At 38.2% G+C, this 17,786-nt stretch carries 16 protein-coding genes and 1 tRNA gene; 1 reads left to right on the top strand and 16 read right to left on the bottom strand.

Going from position 1 to position 17,786, the window contains the following annotated elements:
• Window positions 1–2: 2 nt before the first annotated feature.
• The 3 genes from FN031_RS08370 to pbp2a all read right to left on the bottom strand — a co-directional run bounded on the left by FN031_RS08370 (window position 3) and on the right by pbp2a (window position 3,050).
• Window positions 3–74, bottom strand: a tRNA-Glu gene (locus FN031_RS08370).
• Window positions 75–143: 69 nt separating this feature from the next.
• Entirely contained in the window at window positions 144–620 is a 477-nt protein-coding gene (locus tag FN031_RS08365) for a sigma-70 family RNA polymerase sigma factor (protein WP_142559289.1), read from the bottom strand.
• Window positions 621–812: 192 nt separating this feature from the next.
• Window positions 813–3,050 (bottom strand): penicillin-binding protein PBP2A, encoded by a 2,238-nt coding sequence (gene pbp2a / locus FN031_RS08360; protein WP_142559287.1) that lies wholly within the window; start codon window positions 3,048–3,050, stop codon window positions 813–815.
• Window positions 3,051–3,138: 88 nt separating this feature from the next.
• On the opposite strand from pbp2a, the gene FN031_RS08355 reads away from it, so the two are divergent.
• A complete protein-coding gene (locus tag FN031_RS08355) occupies window positions 3,139–4,020 on the top strand; it encodes an RluA family pseudouridine synthase (RefSeq protein WP_142559285.1) in 882 nt (293 codons plus the stop codon).
• Between the two features lie 61 nt (window positions 4,021–4,081).
• On the opposite strand, the gene gap is transcribed toward FN031_RS08355, so the two are convergent.
• From gap to rnpA, 13 genes are all read right to left on the bottom strand, one after another.
• Window positions 4,082–5,092, bottom strand: a complete 1,011-nt coding sequence (gene gap / locus FN031_RS08350; RefSeq protein WP_142559283.1) for a type I glyceraldehyde-3-phosphate dehydrogenase — start codon at window positions 5,090–5,092, stop codon at window positions 4,082–4,084.
• A 164-nt stretch (window positions 5,093–5,256) separates the two neighbouring features.
• The gene (locus FN031_RS08345) at window positions 5,257–6,558 is read right to left on the bottom strand and encodes an ABC transporter permease (RefSeq protein ID WP_185928465.1); all 1,302 of its coding nucleotides are present in this window, start codon (window positions 6,556–6,558) and stop codon (window positions 5,257–5,259) included.
• Window positions 6,527–7,210: an ABC transporter ATP-binding protein gene (locus tag FN031_RS08340; RefSeq protein ID WP_142559281.1), complete on the bottom strand. Its 684-nt coding sequence runs from the start codon at window positions 7,208–7,210 to the stop codon at window positions 6,527–6,529. The genes FN031_RS08345 and FN031_RS08340 overlap by 32 nt, the downstream gene beginning before the upstream one ends.
• Window positions 7,211–7,373: 163 nt before the next feature.
• Complete coding sequence (locus tag FN031_RS08335; RefSeq protein WP_142559279.1) at window positions 7,374–8,285, bottom strand: helix-turn-helix domain-containing protein; 912 nt, start codon at window positions 8,283–8,285, stop codon at window positions 7,374–7,376.
• A 131-nt stretch (window positions 8,286–8,416) separates the two neighbouring features.
• Window positions 8,417–11,068, bottom strand: a complete 2,652-nt coding sequence (gene adhE, locus FN031_RS08330) for a bifunctional acetaldehyde-CoA/alcohol dehydrogenase (RefSeq protein ID WP_142559277.1) — start codon at window positions 11,066–11,068, stop codon at window positions 8,417–8,419.
• 193 nt (window positions 11,069–11,261) lie between these two features.
• Window positions 11,262–11,675 carry an MORN repeat-containing protein gene (locus FN031_RS08325; protein ID WP_142559274.1) on the bottom strand — a complete coding sequence of 138 codons (414 nt, stop codon included), beginning with the start codon at window positions 11,673–11,675 and terminating at the stop codon, window positions 11,262–11,264.
• Entirely contained in the window at window positions 11,668–12,105 is a 438-nt protein-coding gene (locus tag FN031_RS08320) for a low molecular weight protein-tyrosine-phosphatase (RefSeq protein WP_142559272.1), read from the bottom strand. The genes FN031_RS08325 and FN031_RS08320 overlap by 8 nt, the downstream gene beginning before the upstream one ends.
• A gap of 48 nt (window positions 12,106–12,153) precedes the next feature.
• Complete coding sequence (gene yajC, locus FN031_RS08315; RefSeq protein WP_142559270.1) at window positions 12,154–12,477, bottom strand: preprotein translocase subunit YajC; 324 nt, start codon at window positions 12,475–12,477, stop codon at window positions 12,154–12,156.
• 116 nt (window positions 12,478–12,593) lie between these two features.
• Window positions 12,594–14,567, bottom strand: coding sequence for a transketolase (gene tkt / locus FN031_RS08310; RefSeq protein WP_142559268.1), 1,974 nt, complete (start codon window positions 14,565–14,567; stop codon window positions 12,594–12,596).
• Window positions 14,568–14,685: 118 nt separating this feature from the next.
• Window positions 14,686–15,306, bottom strand: a complete 621-nt coding sequence (locus FN031_RS08305; protein WP_142559266.1) for a ribonuclease P — start codon at window positions 15,304–15,306, stop codon at window positions 14,686–14,688.
• 53 nt (window positions 15,307–15,359) lie between these two features.
• Window positions 15,360–16,334 (bottom strand): RNA-binding cell elongation regulator Jag/EloR, encoded by a 975-nt coding sequence (jag, locus tag FN031_RS08300; protein WP_142559264.1) that lies wholly within the window; start codon window positions 16,332–16,334, stop codon window positions 15,360–15,362.
• A gap of 14 nt (window positions 16,335–16,348) precedes the next feature.
• Window positions 16,349–17,164 carry a YidC/Oxa1 family membrane protein insertase gene (locus FN031_RS08295; RefSeq protein WP_185928464.1) on the bottom strand — a complete coding sequence of 272 codons (816 nt, stop codon included), beginning with the start codon at window positions 17,162–17,164 and terminating at the stop codon, window positions 16,349–16,351.
• Entirely contained in the window at window positions 17,139–17,510 is a 372-nt protein-coding gene (gene rnpA / locus FN031_RS08290; protein ID WP_142559291.1) for a ribonuclease P protein component, read from the bottom strand. Before rnpA ends, FN031_RS08295 begins: the two co-directional genes overlap by 26 nt.
• Window positions 17,511–17,786 lie beyond the last annotated feature (276 nt).

The raw sequence follows: 17,786 nt of genomic DNA, 5'->3' as shown, positions 1-17,786 counted from the left end.
CATAGTCCGTACGGGATTCGAACCCGTGTTACCGCCGTGAAAAGGCGGTGTCTTAACCCCTTGACCAACGGACCTAGAGCTTTTCAACTCTTTCTATTATACCTACTTTTTCTGCCTTGTCAACAGATTTAACTAAATTTTTTCTAATATGGTGAAAAATCTTTTAATAGAATACTTAATTCTTTTAACAGACGACGCCTTCCTTTAAATCTTTCGTCAGCCACTAATCGCTCAAATAGTTCTAAATCCTTTTTATTTAGACCCTTCTTATATTTTTTTAGCATCTCGTGTAGGGCATAGTATTCATCTAGCAAGAGTCCTCCATCTGTAATTCGGTGACTTATCTCACTGACTTCTTCATATACTTGTCGATCCAATTTTCTTTTTTGGCTCTCTTGTTTTCGTATTGCATCTAGTATTCTATTTCTAAATTTCGTTTTAAAGTAAGTATATATTTTTTTATCTTTCCTTTCCATCAACTCAGGATGTTCTTCCAACAATTCATATAAACAAAGCATACCTTCTTGATCCCAATCTTCAACTTCCCACAAGTGTAAATAATATTCTTTTCGACATTTATGAACAATTCCTTTTACTTCTTGATATTTTTTCTCTAACATATTTCCTCCTTCTTCTCCAATGAGTATATCAAAGCTTTATAAGAAATAATCCTGTCCTCTTTCTTTTGTCTATTTTTCCGCCTCTTGTGTACTTTTTTATATTAAATTCTTTTTTAAAAACTCCAAACTGCTATAAAAGATACAACAAAATGACAGGAAATAATTTCCTGTCATGTTTTAGATCCTTTACATTTAACGGAATAAATCTACAATCGTATCCCAGACTGTTTGAGCTTTTTCTTTAATTTTAGCTTCTGAAATTGCGCGCCCAGCTTCATCAACTATGTTTTGAGCCTTACTGCGTATATCAGTTAACAACCCATCTGTTTGTGACTCTGCATTCGGAGTTTGATTTTTTATGTTTGCTGGTGCAATACCATTTAATTCATAAGCGTTTTGAACTGTGAATGTGCTGCCTGGTGTATAAGGAAGAATCGTCTCAGATATATCCCTAAATATATGTGCAGCGCCATTTGAAGTCGAACTAGATAAGTAGTGACTCTCATCTGTTATCGGGAATCCAAGCCAATGGCTAATGACGACATCAGGTGTATATCCAATAACCCATTGGTCACTTGTATACTCTGGATTAAAAACAGTTTCTGTTGTTCCTGTTTTTCCAGCCATGACATAATTTTCTGGAGAAGAACTGATACCTGTCCCGTTTGTGAAAGTTCCAAGCATCATACTAGTCATCTTATCAGCTGTAGATTTATCCATAACTCGTTTTTGGGAATTCTTATGTGTAGCGATAACTTGCCCACTAGCATTCTCAATACGAGTAATAAAGTGAGCTTCTGGCATCAAACCTTCATTTGCAAATGCTGCATAAGCCTGAGCCATCTGAAGCGGATTGGTTTCTACTCCACCACCCAAGGCTACACCTAATACTCTATCGACACTGCTCATGTTAAGTCCAAACTTTTCACCAGCTTCGAAGGCCTTATCAATCCCAAGCTCTTTGACAGTTGCCACTGCTGGTAGATTTAAAGATTCAGCCAAGGCTTGATACATTGGAACTTCTGGAGCCGTCTTAATCCCTGCATAGTTGTCTACCTTATAATCACCGTACTGCATGGTATGATTGTCTAACTCTTTGTTGAGGGACCATCCAGCTTCAACTGCTGGAGTATAGACCACAAGTGGTTTAATAGTAGAACCTGGGCTCCTTTTTGATTGAGTTGCATAGTTAAAATTTCGAAAACCTGTTTTATTACTTCCAGCAACACGACCAATAACACCTCTAACTCCCCCCGTTTTTGGCTCTAAGGCAACACTTCCTGATTCAGCATGTGTTCCATCTTCAGCCGTAGGAAACAGAGTGGTGTCTTCATAGATAACCTGCATATTTGCTTGATAATTTTGATCTAGTTCTGTATAAATGCGATAGCCGTTATTAACAATTTCTTCTTCTGTTAAATGATATTTTTCAATCGCTTCATTAACTACTGCATCAAAATATGAAGGATAACGGTAGTCTGAAATTTTTCCTTCATATGCATCATGCAACTGAGAGGCCATATCAACCCCAGCCGCTTCCGCCTCCTTTTCTTTATCAATATAGCCGGCCGCAACCATATTTTGTAAGACTGTATCTCTACGATTAGTCGAAGCCTCAATTGAATTTAATGGATTATATATTTCCGGTCCTTTAAGCATTCCTGCCAAGGTTGCTGCTTGATCTAGAGTTAATTGTGATGCTGAAACTCCGAAGTATTTTTTACTTGCATCTTCAACCCCCCAAACTCCATTACCAAAGTAAGCATTATTCAAATACATAGTTAGAATTTCGTTCTTGCTATATTTTTTGGTTAATTCCAAAGCTAAGAAGAATTCTTTCGCCTTCCTTTGAATAGTTTGATCTTGTGATAAATAAGCATTTTTAGCCAACTGCTGAGTGATGGTAGAACCCCCACCTGAGCGACCAGCTGTTAGTATAGCCATGAAGAAACGAGCGTAGTTTATCCCATCATTTTTGTAAAAACTGCGATCTTCCGTCGCAATAACTGCCTTTTGTAAATCTTCACTAATATCTGTAAGTTCAACATAGGTTCCTTTTTGACCAGATAAGGCTCCTGCTTCATTCTCCTCTCGGTCTAAAATCACTGTTCGAGTTTTCAATGCATTTTGTAAGTCAGTTACATTTGTTGATTTCGCCAAGGCGAATAGATAGACACCAACAAACAAACTGACACTAAGGCCCAGAATAAGTAAGATTTTTGTCAGATGGTAGCGACGCCAAAACTTGCGAATAGGGCCAACTTGCCCAGCTTTCTTACGATTACCTCTAGACCGCCGCAAGTCGCTCTGCTCACTTTCTTCTATTTCAATATCATTAATCTCAATGTCTTGAGTTTCAGTCTCTTGAATTCCAATATCCTCTTTCTTAAATAAAGAAAGAAATCTTTCAAATAAATTATCTAATTTCATGCGTTTATTTTATCATCTTCACTTTAGTATGACAAGAATTTAGCTAGTTCCCCTATCCAAATGATTTGATTTTTGTTACAATATCTGTATGAAATTTACCTTTATAATTCCCGATTCTTTACCTGAGATGACGGTTAAAACTTTCTTAGAAGAACAGTTACTTATTCCTAGAAAAATCCGCCATTTCCTAAGGACAAAAAAGAACATTCTTATCAATCAAAAAGAGGTTCACTGGCAACAAATCATCAAATCAGGAGATAAATGCCAATTAACTTTCGATGAAGAAGATTATCCAACAAAGGAAATCTCACTAGGAAATCCTGATCTCGTACAAGAAGTTTATCAAGATCAGCATTTAATTGTCGTTAACAAACCTGAGGGCATGAAAACTCACGGCAATCAACCGAATGAAATAGCCCTTCTCAATCATGTATCAGCTTATGTCGGTCAAACATGCTATGTTGTCCATCGTCTTGATATGGAAACCAGTGGCCTCGTTCTCTTTGCTAAAAATCCTTTTATCCTTCCTATTCTCAATCGTTTACTAGAGAAAAAAGAGATTTCTCGTGAGTATTGGGCTCTAGTCGAAGGGGCATTTAGAAGTAAGGAACTTGTTTTTCGAGATAAAATTGGTCGCGATCGCCACGATCGTAGAAAACGACTTGTTGACCCAAAAAACGGTCAATTCGCTGAAACGATTGTTGCTCGATTAAAGAAGTTTGAAGACGGTTCTACACTCGTTCGTTGTAGGCTAAAAACTGGACGGACACATCAAATTCGTGTACATCTTTCCCACCACAATCATCCTATCCTCGGAGACCCTCTATATCATCCAAAATCAAAAACACCTCGACTAATGTTACATGCATATAGGCTATCTTTTACTCATCCTTTAACTATGGAGAAATTAAAATTAAGTGCTTTATCCGACTCCTTCGAGGCAATATTAAAAGCAAAGGATGACCGTTAAGTCATCCTTTTTCTAAATTAAAAAAGCAAGGTATGAAACCTTGCTTTTTATGTCTCAAGAATTATTTAGCAATTTTAGCGAAGTATTCAAGAGTACGAACAAGTTGTGCAGTGTATGACATTTCGTTGTCATACCATGATACAACTTTAACCAATTGTTTACCGTCAACGTCAAGAACTTTAGTTTGAGTTGCGTCGAACAATGAACCGTAAGCCATACCTACGATATCTGAAGAAACGATTTGGTCTTCAGTGTAACCGTATGATTCGTTAGCTGCTGCTTTCATAGCTGCGTTTACTTCATCAACAGTAACGTTCTTTTCAAGAACTGCTACCAATTCAGTAACTGATCCAGTTGGAGTTGGAACACGTTGTGCAGATCCGTCAAGTTTACCGTTCAATTCTGGGATTACAAGACCGATAGCTTTAGCAGCACCAGTTGAGTTAGGAACGATGTTTGCAGCACCAGCACGAGCACGGCGAAGGTCACCACCACGGTGTGGTCCGTCAAGGATCATTTGGTCACCAGTGTAAGCGTGGATAGTAGTCATCAATCCTTCTACAACACCGAAGTTGTCTTGAAGAGCTTTAGCCATTGGAGCCAAACAGTTTGTAGTACATGAAGCACCTGAGATAACTGTTTCAGTACCGTCAAGAATGTCGTGGTTAGTGTTAAATACGATTGTTTTAACATCGTTTCCACCAGGAGCAGTGATAACAACTTTCTTAGCGCCACCTGCATGCAAGTGTTTTTCAGCAGCTTCTTTCTTAGCAAAGAAACCAGTTGCTTCAAGAACGATTTCTACACCGTCAGTAGCCCAGTCGATTTGTTCTGGATCACGTTCAGCAGAAACTTTAACGAATTTACCGTTAACTTCGAATCCGCCTTCTTTAACTTCTACAGTACCGTCGAAACGACCTTGAGTTGTGTCATATTTCAACAAGTGTGCAAGCATAACTGGATCTGTAAGGTCGTTGATGCGAGTAACTTCAACACCTTCTACGTTTTGGATACGACGGAAAGCAAGACGACCGATACGGCCGAAACCGTTAATACCAACTTTAACTACCATTAGTGATTTCCTCCTTATGAAAATCATGAAATTTTTATTGTGAAAAGAGTAACTTGAATCACTACAAATCACCTTTTAACGTTATTATTATATAACTATTTTAGTTAAATTGCAAGCGCTGGCCGTGATTTTCAAACTACTTTCTTTTTAATACTGTGCTTCCCCTATTCATAACGTAATGATTCCACTGGGTCCATTTTGCTAATCTTACGTGCTGGGAAGAAGGCTGAACCATAGCCAAGAAACAAAGCAAAAACCAAAGTCCCAAAAATAGAGAGAAGATTTAATTCAAAAACTTTAGAGATTGATGGATAGAAATGGTGAACAATAACATTCGCTAGACTGCCTATCCCTTGAGCAATGATGAAAGCTATAAACAAGGCAATTCCTACAATCCAAAGAGCTTCGTAGATAAAAATTCCTTTCACATCTCTATTTTGATAGCCAACGGCCTTCATGACACCGATTTCCTTAGAACGTTGCATGATATTGATATAAATGATGATGCCTATCATAACTGCTGCCACCACAATCGCTTGTGAAGAAAGCACAATCAGTAATCCCTGGATGACACGAATAAAGGTAATCACAATATCAAGAACAGCCTGTTGAGAAAGAACTGTATACTTCTTATTTTTCTGCAATTCTTCTGTTACTGCTTTCGTACGAGATGGGTCTTTAAGTTCTAAAATAAAATAGGATACGGCCTTTGTGAATTCAGCTTCTTTTAAAATCGTTTCCATCTGCTTGGAAGCCATAAAACTATTACTATCTTCTGCATCATCTTCATCATTGATTACACGCACAATATGAGTTTGAAAACCTGCCAACTTGCTACCTTCAGCAGCATTTTCTACAATGGTTGCCGATACTGGTTTGCCAATAACATCACTAGCTGTAAGATTGTTTCCTGTTTGTTCATTCCAATTTTTGAGCAAACTCATCGGAATCGTTAATCCCTGTTCGTTAACATCCGTATAAAGAGAGCCTGCTAGCACTTTTTCTTTTTCATTGCTAGTAACAGAAATACTTGTATCTTCATACAAACTCACGACCTGAGCATAGGAAGGCAGGGCTTGGCTAAAATCCACTTCGCGTCCGTCTATGCTAATCTTTGACATGGTCATACCAAAAGGACTCTCTAGATATTTAATATTTTCTTTCCCAATCGTATCTGTGATATAGTTCTTATCTTCTTGGTTTAGAAAACCTCTTCCAGCAACGCTTGAATTCAGTGCAATCTGAACTTGGGAAGGGAGCTTACCTCCGTTGGTATTTTCATCAATCATCGAAATCAAGGCATTCCCTAGACCAAAAGAAATTAACACGCCTACAAAACCAATCGAGGTTGCTACTGCAATCAACAAGTTACGCCACTTTCTTTCCATAAAATTACTTAAAGAAAGTTTGAATTTATTTTTAAAGGATAATCCTTTATTTTTTGACTTCTTCAACGACTTCACCATCCTTCATTTTGATAATTACATCTGCATATTCAGCTACTTCTGGGTTATGAGTCACAATCAGTACTGTTTTCCCAGATTTGGCCAAATTTTTAAATACTTCTAATACCATTTCTTGGGATTGAGAATCTAGCGACCCTGTTGGCTCATCAGCTACAATCATATCCGGTTGATTGACCAGAGCACGCGCAATGGCTACACGTTGCTTTTGTCCTCCAGAAAGTTGCTTGACATTTTTAGCCATAAAAGGTTCCATTCCTAAACTGACTAGTTGCTCTTGAGCTATCCTTGTCATTTCTTTATCGGATAAATCTTTGACATAGAGAGGCAACTTAACATTGTCCAAAACAGACTGGTGAGGAATGAGATTGAAGTTTTGAAAGACAAAACCAATATTATCTTTACGGAATTGAGTTAATTCAAGCTCCGATAAATCCCTGAGAGGTTCTCCTTTAAAAGCTAAAATTCCCTCATACTCTCTATCTAGGCCACTGATGATATTCAGTAGACTAGTTTTTCCACAGCCTGATGGACCATAAATCGCAGTTATTTTCCCTTCTGTAATCTGCAAGTTAATATTCCTTAAAGCTTGCTCTCTATTTTTACCGTCCAAAGCGTAAAATTTTGAAATATTTTTAATGGATAAAATAGACATGGACATCTCCTTTAAATCACTTGTGATATCGTGTATCGATACAAACTATATTTATCAATCAAATTCAAAAGGAATCAAAGAATTCCTCTCTCTTTTTTACGAATTCATTGTAACAAAAAAGCGACATTTCCCCAATGACAGAAATGTCACTCCTATAAACCATTTAACGGTATCTTTCTAGGTCCTCAGCCCATTCATTATCTAAACTAATTAGTAACTGCTCATTGCCAAACATTCTCGCCATCATTTTTGCTTCTTCATACTTTTGTTTGGCTGTATCATAATCCGTCTGAATATAATATTTCCACTCAAGCATCAAGACAATCGGTTGTTTTTGAAAATCTCGTGTTTTTTGTCCTATTCTATTTAAGGTCTCAACTGCTCTCTTAAAATAATGAAATAGCCCCATAATCTCTATACAAGTTAAAGAAGCTAGTAAGGAATCTCTAAGTAAGTCTAAACAATCAAACTCTATCTTATCAATCTGCGAACTTAGTTTCTCATGAAAATAAAGAATATTCTCATACTCAGATTCTTTTATTTCACCTGCTTTCAAACCATCCATCAAGTTACATACAAAATACAACCTCAGTCTTAATAGTTCCTCCGCTTTATATACATCTCTGGATAGTAAGTCCTGCAGACCATTTTCAAGCACACTGCTTCCGTATAAGGAATTACTAGTCGCCCTCACAGCATCTATAGCTTGGAGACAATCCACTAGCACTTTCTCATCACGTGACAAATCATCATAAAAACACTCAAAAATCTCATCAAAATATTCTTCCTTCTGTTCCTGCAACTCTTTGTCCCCATAGTCAGGATGATGAAGAAGAAAGTATTTTAATTCTTGGTAACGTTTAGGTAATTCCTTATAGTCTGACATTAAGACATAGGATGGAATATCTAGCCTATTCGCTATATATTCTAGTGTTTTTATCGTAGGACGAAATTCTCCTTTTTCGATGCGGATCAACTGACGGACTGACAATTCTGACTCATCTCCACAAAAAACTGGACGACTTAGTCCTTTCTCCTCTCTATGAAGCCTTACCTTTTTCCCTAGCTGATTCATCTCTTACATTTCTCCCTCACACGATTATCAAAGCTTTGATTTTCAAATAAATATATGCGATTATTATACCATTTCCCAAAAGGAATTACAAAAAAGAGACAGGATCACTCCTGTCTCTGGCTGATAATCAATTATTTACGACGTCCTGGACGTTCTGCATAGCCATAGTAAGCATCTGCCATGATTTCTTCCATGTCAGCTACCATTGGCAAGCGTGGGTTAGCAGGTGAACATTGGTCTTCATAAGCAAGCAAGGCAATTTCATGCAAGCTGTCTTTCCAAGCTTTTTCATCGATTCCTTGATCCTTGAAGTTCATCTTGATACCTACTGCAACACCAAGGTCGTAAACAGCTTTAGCGTATGCTTCAACTGCTTCTTCTGGAGTTGAGTGAGGCAAGCCAAGCATTTTCGCGATGTCTTGGAATTTCTCATCAGCTTTCCAGTAGTTGTATTTAGGCCATGTAGTAGTCTTAGATGGACGAGTTCCGTTGTAACGGATTACGTATGGAAGCAAGATTGCATTTGTACGTCCGTGAACAGTGTGGTGAACCGCACCGATCTTGTGGGCCATTGAGTGACTCATACCAAGGAAGGCATTGGCGAAGGCCATACCTGCCATTGTAGAGGCATTATGCATTTTCTCACGAGCTTCTGGATCAGCTGTCTTAACAGATTTTTCCAACCATTCAAAGACAAGTTTGATTGATTGAAGGGCGATACCATCTGTGTAGTCGTTAGCGAAGTTTGAAGTGTAAGCTTCAGTTGCGTGAGTCAAGACGTCCATACCTGTATCAGCAGTAATGAAATCTGGAACTGATTCAACCAAAGCAGGGTCAACAATCGCAATAGTTGGTGTCAATGAATAGTCAGCCAAAGGATATTTACGGTTGTTTTTCTTATCAGAAATAACGGCAAATGGTGTTACTTCTGAACCTGTACCTGAAGTTGTTGGGATACCGATGTACTTCGCTTTCTTACCAAGTGATGGGAAGCGGAAGGCACGTTTACGGATATCCATGAATTTTTGAACCAAGTCACGGAAGTCGACTTCTGGTTGTTCGTAGAAGAGCCACATAACTTTAGCCGCATCCATTGGTGAACCACCACCAAGAGCAATGATTGTATCTGGTTCAAATGCTCTCATAACCTCAGTACCACGTTCTACAGTTGTGATATCTGGATCTGGTTCAACATCTGAGAAGACTTGGACAGTTACACGGTTGTTACGAGCGTTCAATTGATCGATAACACGTTGAACAAAACCAAGTTTTTCGATTGATTTGTCAGTAACGATCATAACGCGTTCAATATCTTCACAGGTTTGAAGGTATTGGATAGAATTTCGTTCGAAGTAAATTTTTGAAGGAACTTTAAACCATTGCATATTATTTCTACGTTTCCCTACTTTCTTGATGTTTAGAAGGTTAATAGCGCTCACGTTATCACCAACTGAGTTGCGTCCGTATGAACCACATCCAAGTGTCAATGATGGGATGAAGGCATTGTAAACATCACCGATACCACCAAAAGTAGATGGAGAGTTCCAGATAATACGCATTGCTTTGATTTCTGTACCAAAGCGTTTAGCTAGTTCTTCGTCTTTTGTATGGATAGCTGCTGAGTGACCAAGACCATTGAACTCAACCATTTGACGAGCTTTCTTAAGTCCGTCTTCAGTGTCTTCAGCCTTCAATACTGCAATGACTGGTGACAATTTTTCACGAGTCAAAGGCTCGTTTTCTCCAACTTCCTTACATTCTGCAGCAAGGATATTTGTTCCTTCTGGAACTGAGAAACCGGCTTGTTCTGCAATCCATGTTGCTGGTTTACCAACGATGTCAGCGTTCAATTTTGCTCCAGCACAGTTCTTGCTATTTGCTTTAGCACCAAAACAGAATTCTTCTAGGAGAGCTTTTTCTTTTTTGTTTACAAAGTAAGTGTGGTAAGATTTGAATTCTGCTACAAATTCATCATAAACTTCTTTGTCAATGATAACTGCTTGCTCTGATGCACAGACCATACCATTGTCAAATGATTTAGACATAACGATGTCATGAGCTGCTTGACGAAGGTCAGCTGATTTTTCGATGTAGGCAGGAACGTTTCCGGCACCTACCCCAAGAGCTGGTTTACCACATGAGTAAGCCGCCTTAACCATAGCATTCCCACCAGTTGCAAGGATTGTTGCAATACCATCATGATTCATAAGAGCAGCTGTTGCTTCCATAGATGGTTCTGTAATCCATTGAACACAGTTTTCAGGAGCTCCAGCAGCAATCGCAGCATCACGAACGATTTGCGCAGCGTGTGCAGAAGATTCTTGAGCAGATGGGTGGAAAGCAAAGACGATTGGATTACGTGTCTTTAATGAGATTAAAGCTTTAAAAATTGCTGTAGATGTTGGGTTTGTTGTAGGTGTAACTCCACAGATAACTCCAACAGGTTCTGCAATTTTAGTCAAGCCAGTAATTGGATCATCTTCGATAACTCCAACAGTTTTCACACCACGCATGTTGTTTACTACGTGTTCACAAGCAAACAAGTTCTTTGTAGCCTTATCTTCAAATACACCACGTTCTGTTTCTTCGATTGCATGTTGAGCAAGAATTCCGTGTGCATCAAGTGCTGCAACTGATGCTTTCGCTACGATGTAATCAACTTGTTCTTGGTTCAACTTACGCATTTCTTCAAGTGCAACTAAACCTTTTTGTACCAAACCATCTACGTGTTTCTCTGCAGCAAGTTGTTTTTGTTCAGGTGTTACAGTTTTTTTATCAGCCATATTTTCCTCCATAGCTTTAAAGGAATTTATTCCCTTGTTAAATTTTTCACAAGTTTATTATAACTCTTTTTTAGAATTTTGTAAATAGTTTCACATAGATTTTCATAAATTTTTTTAGGAACTAGTTTTATTACGGGGGATTGAGCTTCTCTAAAACTATTTGGGCAATCAAAAAAGCTCCTTTAGAAAGAAGCTATTTTGATTGTTGGAATAGGCCCTGCTTGAAGTCACCTTCATAGACCAATTGTTGTTCAGTTGTTAATTTTCCTTTTCCCTCTGCCTGCCCATTCACAAAGTCACCCTCATAAACCCAACCATCTTTGGATTGGTAAGTTCCCTTTCCGTTGAAGGCGCCATTGCTAAAATCTCCAGTATAGGTATCTCCATTAGGAAAAGTAAGAGTCCCTTGTCCATTCATTTTGCCACGGACCAGACTTCCATCATAAACGATCGTATCTCCGTCAAGTTTGAGAACACCCTTTTTAGGTAGACTGCTGTATATAACAAAGATAGCACACAAGCCTATAACTACCACTGTTGCAATCTCTAAACGAGGACGTGTTAGGTAAACACGATATTTTTCATAGAGTTTTTTTATATTATCCATTTTTAGTCTCATTTTCTAAACGAGCTAACCAAGCTTGGCAGCCAGTTAATACTCGGTTGTATGTTTCTTCAAAATCACCTGTATACCAAGGATCTGGAACACTTTCCTCAGCAAAAGGATATATCTTGTGTCGATAAGCGCTAGGACACATCTTAAGTAAATCAGAAACATTAGACTCATCCATTCCAAGAATATAGTCAAAATGTTCAAAATCATCCTTAGAAATTTGCTGTGATGTTTTTGATGAGTCGTAAGGAATCTCATGAGCTTTAAAAATTTTCTGAGTTCCTTTGTGAATTGGGTTGCCATGTTCCCAAGAAGAAGTTGCTCTACTTTCAATCTCATAATCATCGGTTAAAGATTTCATAACAAATTCTGCCATAGGACTACGGCAAATATTACCAAGACATACAAAAACAACTTTCTTCATTATTGTTCCCCATCTTCATAGAAAAAGGGGTATGAGATCCACCCCGTTTTATTCTTCAATCGCGCTTTCACCATCAACAACTGCACCTTCAGGTGTGACAGCTTCTTTAACTGGCAAAACTGTTCTAATTGCACCTAATTCGAAAGTCAAGTATACTCCGTCTACATCAAGTACAATCGTTTTGTTTTCAGTATCAACTTCGTCGACTGTACCGTATAAACCACCGATAGTAATGACTTCGTAGCCTTTTTGAAGTTTGTTGAGGCTCTCCATACGTTTTTCAGCTTGTTTACGTTGAGAACGTTGCATGAAAAACATCAAGGCTAGCATCCCTGCAAGCACTATAAAGAATGTAAAATTCCCACCACCCATTTTTTTACTCCTTTGTATTTCAGATAGAACTACTATATCAAATTTTAACGGTTTTTACAAGATTGCACATTGTATTTATCCGAAGAAAAAATCAGAGCAAAGCTCTGATTTTCTCATTACAAGTTTTTAACAATATTTACAAGATTCTCTACGGTAAAGCCGTATTCTGCTAAAACTTTTGGTGCTGGCGCAGAAGCTCCAAAGCTATCGATACCAAGAACATAGCCATCAAGTCCAACATATTTATACCAGTTTTGGCTAGCACCCATCTCAACTGCTACACGACGACGAACTGCATTTGGTAGGATTTCTTCTTTATAAGCCGCATCTTGAACATCAAAAACATCCGTTGAAGGCATACTTACCACGCGCACCTTAACACCTTGACTTGCTAATTCTTTAGCTGCAGAAACTGCAAGGTTCACTTCTGAACCCGTTGCAATCAAGATAGTGTCAAAATCTGCTGCGTTTTCGTATACAACATAGGCTCCTTTAGCAACCTTGTTAAAATCTGTCCCTTCTTCTACAGTCAAGTTTTGACGCGACAATACCAAAGCTGTTGGTGTAGTTTTACTTTTCGCAGCCAAATACCAAGCTGCTTGTGTTTCGCGTGCATCTGCTGGACGGAAGACATTCAAGTTTGGAATAGCACGAAGACCTGCTAAATGTTCAATAGGTTCATGAGTTGGTCCATCTTCACCGACCGCAATAGAATCATGAGTAAGGACATAGGTTACAGGAAGACCTTGTAATGCTGACAAGCGTACAGCAGCTTTCAAGTAGTCAGAGAAGACAAAGAATGTTCCACCATAAACTCGAAGTCCACCATGGAGAGCCATCCCGTTCAAAACTGTACCCATGGCAAATTCACGAACACCGAATTGGATATTGCGATTCAAACGATTCGCATCGTCTTGAAGTCCATCAGTCTTAATATAAGTCATATTTGAATGAGCAAGATCGGCAGAGCCACCCAAAAAGTTTGGCATTTTTTCTGCTACAATATTCAAAGCATCTTGGCTAGAATTACGAGTTGCTTGAGAGAAACCATTTTCTAGCACTGGGAAATCTTCTGGTTTCAAGTCAATTGGATCACGTCCATCAATGATTGCTTCCACTTCTGATGCGAGTTCTGGGTAAGTTTCCTTATAATCAGCAACAATTTTTTTCCAAGTTTGGTATGCTTCAGCACCTCGGTCCGCCACATTTTCTTTGAAGTCAGCATAAACTTCCGCTGGGATTTCAAAAGGCTCATAGTCCCAACCAAGAGCTTGACGGGTTGCTGCAGTTTCATCAGCACCAAGAGGAGCACCGTGCACTCCATTTGTCCCTTGTTTATTAGGAGAACCATAACCAATGATTGTTTTAATTTCAATCAACGATGGTTTCCCTGAAGCCTTAGCTTCTTCGATAGCTGCTTGAATAGCTTCTAAGTCTGTCCCATCTTCTACTAAAACTGTATGCCAACCATAAGCATTGTAACGAGCGCGAACATTTTCTGTAAATGAATCTTTTGTTTCACCATCTAAGTTAATGTCATTTGAATCGTAGAGAACAATCAACTTGCCTAGTTTTTGCAAACCTGCGTATGAAGCTGCTTCACTTGATACACCTTCCATCAAGTCCCCATCTCCACAGATCACATAAGTATAATGATCAAAGATATTGTAGCCTTCACGATTATATTTGGCTGCTAAGAAACGTTCTGCTTGTGCAAAACCTGTCGCAGTCGCAATTCCTTGTCCAAGAGGACCTGTAGTCGCATCGACTCCTGCTGTATGACCGAACTCTGGATGCCCTGGGGTTTTTGAGCCCCATTGACGGAAGTTCTTCACTTCATCCATGCTTACATCTTCAAATCCAGATAGGTGAAGAAGAGCATAGAGGAGCATTGATCCATGACCTGCTGAAAGAATAAAACGATCACGGTTGATCCAGTTTGGCTGTGCTGGATCGATACGAAGATTTTTTGTAAAAAGATTGTAAGCCATCGGAGCCGCACCCATAACCACCCCTGGGTGACCTGAATTAGCTTTATTAATAGCGTCAATACCTAAGAAACGAATAGCATTAACAGATAGATTTGACATAGAATTTCCTTTCTATTTAAGGTGATAATTTTATCACATACCCTATTCTACTATTATATGAAAAAACAGATAGAATAGCAATAATACAATTTACTATAAAATGGCTAGCCCGAAGAGTCTAGTTCCTAGTAGCTTGATAGTAGGGCAATAACCTCTGATAAGCTATTTCTAAGTCTACTAGTAACGCATCAATGCTAGTTTCAGAACTAATAGGAACATCGGTCTTAACTAATACTTTACGAATCCTAGAACTATCAAGTTGACTCTGTAAGAAGTTTCTATTTTCTTCGGTAGCTTCTATTCTATAGCTCTCACCATCTTCCTGAACCCAATAATATACCCCTTGGGTCACTGGAATAGTCAATACCTTTGCTTGTTTCTTCAATGAATTCTCATCCCTCTTCCTTTCAATAAAACTGACTTCAAGGGAAATACCAAAATTATTCGCATTTCCGTATAAACGGAGAGCCAGCATTGGCTCTGAAACTGATCCATCTGCCTGTAAATAGGCCCAAAAATGAGGGCGAAGACGTTGAGCCTGATTCATCCACTGACTAGTTGGATGCAAGTCCCAATCAGAATGCATTTCTTGAAAAAGTTTGGCTATTTGAGTAAATGTTTTTCGTGCCACTTGGCCTTTTTTTCTTAGAGATAGCATTCTATCCTTGGCATCCTCAGCCTTTTCAGGACTCCGATATTGTTCTCCTTCATAAATAAGATAATCTTTTATTTCTCTCATTTGCTTCCTTCTATATTAGAAAAATCAGGGAAACCCTGATTTTTATTTCTATTTTACTCTGTATCGACAACTACGTAACGGTTCGGTTCGTCACCTTCTGAATAACTAGTGAGTCCCTCCATACGTGAAATAATACGGTGAATAATTTTTCGTTCACTACTTGACATCGGATCCGTCATTTGACTACGCCCTTCTTCAAGAACTCGTGTCGCTAATTTTTGAGCATAACTCTGTAAAACTTCTGCACGATGCTCTACATAATCATTAACATTGATGGTGATGTAGAAAGTTTTTGAATAACGGTTATAAAGATAATTTTGTGCCAAAAGTTGAAGAGATTTCAAAACTTTACCATGGTATCCAATGATACGCCCTGGCTCATTTGTATCAATCTGCATATTGATTGAACGACGATTAGAAGTGCTTGAAATGGTCCCTTCAACATCCATATCATCAATGATTCCTTGAACATAACCAGTAACGTCTTCAACGACTTGATCTATATCATAGGTTGCCTCTACCTGAATGCCAAGGTCCTCAAGATTAGAGCTCTCATCAGCTTCCGTAACTTGGTTGGCTTCTGATTGTTCTTCAACTTCTTCAGGTTGCAAATCTTTCAAAATTTCGATATGTCCAGTTTCTTCCAAAATAGTGCTAGCTTCTTTATCGTTTTTCAAAATTTCAGCCTTAACTTCGTCAGAAACCCCTTGACCTTCTTCTTCAATTTTCTTAATAGCTTCAACCACATGACCTAAGTCAACTGTTGCTTCACTCACTGTCTTAACGGGTTCATTTTGTTCATTGATTTCTTTTGGAACACCTTTGATAGCTTGCTGATTAGCTTTTACGACAGTTGTCTCACTGATTGGTTCAATATCAACCTGGGCTGGTTTCTTACCAAAGAAACCTAAAAAACCTTTTTTCTCTCTAGAAATAACTTTGATATGAGCTTTCATTCTAGGAATTTCTAATTCGTTTAATCCATTCTGGATTGCTTCTTCAACAGTTGAACCTGTAAATAATACCATTACTAGATTCCTCCTTACTTTTTCTTTTTCTGTGCTTTTTTCAAAGCTTTTCTTTTCTTAACTTCTAAATCTTTCTTAGCTTGAACCCCGGCTTCGCGTTCAGCAATAATCTTGAAAGGATTGTTCAAAATATAGGTTTGCAATACTTGATAAGCATTTGAAACTGCCCAGTAAAGAGCGACACCACTTGGAGCAGAAATTGCAAAAAAGAAGATTATAACAGGCATCCCATACATCATACCCGTCATGGCACCATTTTTCTCAGGCAAAGCTTTATTTGAAAGCCAGCTACTGAGGAAGGTGAATAGGGCAGCCAAAATAGGTAATACGAAAGTTGTATCAGCTCCACCTAGATTGAACCACAAGAAATGGCCAGTCTTCAAAAAATCTACGTTTGATAAAGCTTGGAACAGAGCCAATAGAATTGGCATTTGAATCAAGAGTGGCCAAAATGATGCAGATTGCTTTATGCCTAATTCTTTAAATAGTTTACGTGTTTCCTGATCCAGCTTGGTACGACTTTCCATATCGCGCCCCGGATAACGCTCACGTAATTCTTTTATAAGAGGTTGCGCCTCTTGCATTTTTCTGGATGCCACCATTTGTGTTTGAAAGACTGGTAATAGTATTGTTCTGATCAAAACTGTGAACAGAATAATACCTAGACCAATGCTGACATCAAATGACAAAAAACGAATGGTTTCAGCAAAAAAATAAACAAGTCTACTCCAAAAGTCTGTCGAATCAGCAGACACTTCACTAGTTGTACAAGCAGTCATTACCAACAAGGACAAACCCAACAAACTAGTCAATTGTAATTTCTTCTTCACTCTCATTTCCTTCCTGGTATATATTTGCTAATCTCAATACATGTAGTAGGTTTTTCTCAATCTCGGTGTAGTTCATTTCTTCTACACCTTTGCGGGCAATTACAACAAAATCGAGATTCTCGATTATCTGATCCTTATGTGTAATCAAAACATGGCGAATTCTTCTTTTAATTTGGTTCCTCGTCACAGCATTTCCTAATTTTTTGCTGACAGATAAACCAACTCTAAAATGTTGCTCACTGTTTTCTAATCGGTAAACAACAAATTTACGATTAGCTACACTTTTCCCTTCTTGGAATATTGCATTAAAATCTTTCTCTTTTTTTACACGAAAGCTTTTTCTCAAAAATCCTACTCCATCTAATAAAACTACTACTATTATACCATAATTTTTCAAAAAGCCAATCATGGCAAGGTTTTAGACTACTTTGACTACAAAAAAGTAACCATTTTAAAAAAATTAACAAGAATAAATGACATTTTCCTACTTTTTTGAAGATACAAAACAAAAGCCACTCTTACGAGCGACTTTTGTAGGAGATTATTATGAAAAAGTTTAGGATTTCTATTAAATAAAGTTAGGAGGTCTTTATTTAATGATTCTAGTATACACACTTATCCT

Source organism: Streptococcus mitis, from assembly GCF_902159415.1.
Taxonomy (GTDB): Bacteria; Bacillota; Bacilli; order Lactobacillales; family Streptococcaceae; genus Streptococcus; species Streptococcus mitis_BG.
Note: the sequence above shows the minus strand (reverse complement) of the source record. Positions and strands in the feature narration are given on the sequence as shown.